4 protein-coding genes and 1 pseudogene are annotated in these 4396 nt (G+C 39.7%); 4 read left to right on the plus strand and 1 reads right to left on the minus strand.

The genetic code is table 11. From position 1 onward, the window contains the following. Together DBR11_RS30335 and DBR11_RS24190 are read left to right on the plus strand one after the other, a co-directional pair. A pseudogene (locus tag DBR11_RS30335) lies at positions 1-202 on the plus strand (16S rRNA (adenine(1518)-N(6)/adenine(1519)-N(6))-dimethyltransferase); the annotation flags it as partial. Positions 203-213: 11 nt separating this feature from the next. Beyond that, positions 214-1149 carry an NAD(P)-dependent oxidoreductase gene (locus DBR11_RS24190; RefSeq protein ID WP_108555158.1) on the plus strand — a complete coding sequence of 312 codons (936 nt, stop codon included), beginning with the start codon at positions 214-216 and terminating at the stop codon, positions 1147-1149. Positions 1150-1168: 19 nt separating this feature from the next. On the opposite strand, the gene DBR11_RS24195 is transcribed toward DBR11_RS24190, so the two are convergent. Beyond that, a complete protein-coding gene (locus DBR11_RS24195) occupies positions 1169-3043 on the minus strand; it encodes a M1 family metallopeptidase (RefSeq protein ID WP_108555159.1) in 1875 nt (624 codons plus the stop codon). Between the two features lie 293 nt (positions 3044-3336). On the opposite strand from DBR11_RS24195, the gene greA reads away from it, so the two are divergent. Beyond that, the gene (gene greA, locus DBR11_RS24200) at positions 3337-3810 is read left to right on the plus strand and encodes a transcription elongation factor GreA (protein WP_108555160.1); all 474 of its coding nucleotides are present in this window, start codon (positions 3337-3339) and stop codon (positions 3808-3810) included. Positions 3811-3820: 10 nt separating this feature from the next. Continuing rightward, positions 3821-4213, plus strand: a complete 393-nt coding sequence (locus DBR11_RS24205; protein WP_108555161.1) for an HIT family protein — start codon at positions 3821-3823, stop codon at positions 4211-4213. Positions 4214-4396: the final 183 nt, after the last annotated feature.

A 4396-nucleotide genomic window follows, 5' to 3' on the forward strand; every position in this document is an offset into this window, starting at 1 on the left:
CGATGAAAAGCTGTTCTGGCGTACGGTTAAAGGGGGCTTCAACCAAAGGAGAAAAACTTTGAGAAACGCACTTTCCGGAACTATTCCCAAAGATAAAATGGATAATCATCCTTTTTTCGATAAACGGGCCGAGCAACTCAGCGTAGAGGATTTTATCCTTCTGACACAACATCTTACTGCTTTAATGACCACAACAGCTTAGTTTAATTTGTAATGAATCCTAAAATATTAATTGTTGACGACCTTCATCCGGTGTTTAAAGAAAAAGCAATGGAGCTGGGTTATGGTGTTGATGATCAACCCTTGATCAGCCGGACTGATACCTTATCTGTGATCTCGCAATATACCGGTATAGCAGTACGTACCAAGTTCAGGATAGACCAGGAATTGATGGATGCGGCCCCAAATCTTAGATTTGTAGCCAGAGCTGGTGCGGGCCTGGATAATATCGATGAAGTTTATGCCAGCGCGAAAGGTATACAATTGATCAATGCCCCCGAAGGTAATAGAGATGCTGTTGGTGAGCATGCTACAGGAATGCTGCTGTCTATGATGAATAATTTTCAAAAAGCTGATACTGAAATTCGTCAGGGTACCTGGGACAGAGAAGGTAACCGTGGCTGGGAGTTAAAAGGAAAGACTGTCGGGATTATTGGCTATGGTTTTATGGGGCAGAGTTTTGCTAAAAAGCTTTCCGGCTTTGAAGTCAATGTAATTGCTTATGATAAATACAAAACTGGATTTTCTGATGCTTATGCGAGGGAGGTGAGTATGGAGGAAATAGTAAAGCACAGCGATGTATTGAGTTTGCATATTCCTTTAACTTCAGAAACCCGGCAAATGGTCAATGATGAGTATTTTTTTCATTTTAGAAAGCCCTTCTTTTTCATCAATACAGCAAGAGGCGAAATTGTCAGCACAGCTTCAGTTTTGAAAGCCATAGAGAATAAAAAGATTATTGCTGCAGCACTAGACGTTCTGGAAACGGAAAAGTTTCCTCCGCTCGCACAGCAGAATTGGTATCGGGAATTGGTGGCTTCGGGAAAAATTCTTTTGACACCGCATGTAGGTGGATGGACTTTTGATTCCTATAGGAAGATTTCAGAGGTGCTGGGTCAGAAGCTGGAAGAGTTAAGATTAGGACTCTAAGCCCTAATCTTAACAGGAATTATTTCCATTTATTGTCGGCCGGTCTGGCATCCATAAAAATACCTCCGTCGATTAATATAGACTGAATTTTACCAGTCGCATTGATCTGAACAGCTGTCATTTTCTGGTTGTTTTTCCAAATGGCGGGTGTTTGGTGCAGTACAGATTCTTTGCCATCTGCATAAGTAACTTTGACATCAAAAGGAATAGCAAATCCCCCAATATTTTTTATAGAGATATTATAACTATTGCCTTTAATAGTCACCTTTTCAATCGCCAGATCAATATAGTTGTTGCTGAAAAACCAGTTGTTCCAGTACCAGTTTAAATCCTGTTTGGTCGCGTCATTTATCGAATAAAAGAAATCCCAGGGAATAGGATGTTTGCTATTCCAACGTTCCATATATACATGAAGCGCTTTCTTGAAAGTTTCCTCACCCAGCATATCTTTTAACCCAAGGTAAGCAAGCGAAGGTTTTACATAGGAGTTGTTGCCGTATCCCAAACCGGATACTTGTGTAGATTGAGAAATTACAGGCTGATCCTCTTCACCAGACGGGTCAAAGATCCATCGTTTCACCCTGAAATCCTGATAGGCCCGATCGGCAGCTTCTTTTCCAATCTGGTCTATTCCAATCAGATATTCGAGTGTGGTGGCCCATCCCTCATCCATAAAAGCATAGCGGGTTTCATTGATTCCCATATAGAATGGAAAATAGGTGTGGGCAACTTCATGATTTAATACAAATTGAGAGAAGCCAGGGTCAGGTGTACTTGAATCGTTTACCATCATTGGGTATTCCATGTCGGCAAAACCTTGAAAAGAGGTCATTTTCGAAAAGGGATAGGGGATTCCGGGCCAATTCCTGGAAAACCAATGCAAGGCCTTTTTTCCAAAGTCCACCATGAAGGTGAAATCTTTTGCAGTTTCATTATAGGCAGACTGTACACTTGCTCTCCTGCCGGTCTTTTCGTCAACAATCACACTACCTGCATCCCATATATAATGGTTGCTTAAAGAAAAAGTAACATCACTGATGTTTTTCGCCTCAAACTTCCAGGTATTCCAATTGTTTTGTTTCGTAACAAGACCTTTTCTCATTTCCTCTGCAGTAGCCATATGAGTTACCTCGTCAGACTGGTAGGATTTCTTAAGTTTTTCGGCAAAAGCTGGTTGCAGCACTTCGTCCGGATTCAGCAGATCTCCAGTGGCCCATACCACATAGTTCTTAGGTGCCTTAACAGATAATATATAGTCGTTGAAATCATTATAAAATTCGCCTCTGTCAGAATGCGGGAGCCTGTCCCAACCGTTATAATCGTCGTATACAGATACTCTTGGATATGCGTAAGCTGCAAAATATGTTGTGCTGTCAATCTGACCTTCTCGTCCGCTTTGTTTAGAAAGTGGGTAATTCCAGTCTATGTTCAGGCTGGCTGTTTGTCCGGGAGCAAGGGGTGTTTTTAATTTGACATCTTCAACTGTTCCCCAGCCTTTGGTGTCAAGCTGGTATCTTTGCCCGTTTACCTCGAAGGATGTGATAATTAGTCCAGTGCTCAAAAAATCTGGGCTTACATAGCCTGATCTTGGAGCTTCAGGTTTATGAATATTGTTTACAAACCGGATGGCCAATACTTTTAAAGTATCCTTGCTGTTGTTGGTATAATCGATTTTTTCTGTTCCGCTAACGGTTTTTGTCTGAGGGGTCACGGTTACATTAATAGCATACTTGCCGTGGTTTTGCCAGTATTGTTTACCTGGTCTGCCATCCATGGAACGGGTTTCTTTGTCGTAAGCATTCCTGATGTTGCGGGGCATGTATAAATCCTGAGCGCTTAAAGAATAAGTTCCCAGCACGATGAAGACCAGCGTGTTGAATAGTTTTTTGTGCATAATAATGGGTTAACGTATTTTAAAATTAGGGAAAAAATGCGGTAATGGAGAGATGAGCGGCCTTTATATCTTATTTTTTACCTCCAGATCATATTTCACGGAAAAGATTTGCTTTTATAAGAATTGGCTGTTATCTTCGTTTTAATTGAAGCAAGACTATGTAGGCTTAATGCCGATGTAGTCTTGTTTGTATTTTAGAGGAACCCCGTTCAGGTAGGTAAAATAATCAGTGCGGATTGGTCCCTTTTAATGAGCTAAACAGTATAGTATAATAAATATAAATTAATCGAGCTATGACAGATGTTACATATTATACCAATGATGGTCTGGAAAAATTAAAACAGGAAATACATTATTTAAAGACTACAGGAAGACAAATGATATCCAAGCAAATTGCGGAAGCAAGGGATAAAGGAGATCTTTCTGAAAATGCAGAATATGATGCAGCCAAAGAAGCACAAGGCTTGCATGAAGCGAAAATAGCGAAACTAGAAACTACCTTGTCTACCGCAAGACTGATTGATGAATCTAAATTGGATACATCAAAGGTTTTGGCTCTGTCTATCGTGAAGATCAAAAATGTAAAAAACGGAGCAACTATGACCTATCAATTGGTTGCAGAGTCAGAGGCTGATCTTAAAACAGGAAAGATTTCTGTGAAATCGCCGATCGCGCAAGGATTATTGGGTAAATCTGTAGGTGATAAAACAGAAATCCAGGTTCCTGCAGGTAAAATTGAATTTGAAATTTTGGAGATCAGCAGATAATTGATAAGTTATGGCAAGTATATTTTCAAAAATTGTTAATCGCGAAATTCCGGCACATATTGTAGCAGAAACAACGGAATTCCTGGCCTTTTTAGATGTGAGCCCACTCACGATGGGGCACGTACTCGTCATCCCCAAAAAAGAAATCGATTATATTTTTGACATGGATGAAGAGAGCTATTTTGGATTAACATTATTTGCTAAAATTGTAGCACAGGGTTTAAAGAAGGCATTTCCATGTGTAAAAGTTGGAATGGCGGTGATCGGACTCGAAGTACCTCACGTGCATATTCATTTGATTCCAATGAATAATGTGAGTGATATGAATTTCAGCAGAGAGAAGTTGAAACCGAGCCAGGAAGAGCTGGAAGCTGCAGCTTTGAAAATTAAAGCAGAATTATAAACGAAGTTATATCCTAAAAAAAGGGCGTTCAATTGATAATTGAACGCCCTTTTTTTATAAAATTACGGATCGGATTTGCTAACCAGATATTTGTTTTTTGAGCGAATACAAATAGAGGCTTGAAAAAGTTTTAGAATACTTCAAAATTAATCCATCTTTATGTAAAACTTTACATTGCAATGT

This window comes from Pedobacter sp. HMWF019 (genome assembly GCF_003061025.1).
Taxonomy (GTDB): Bacteria; Bacteroidota; Bacteroidia; order Sphingobacteriales; family Sphingobacteriaceae; genus Pedobacter.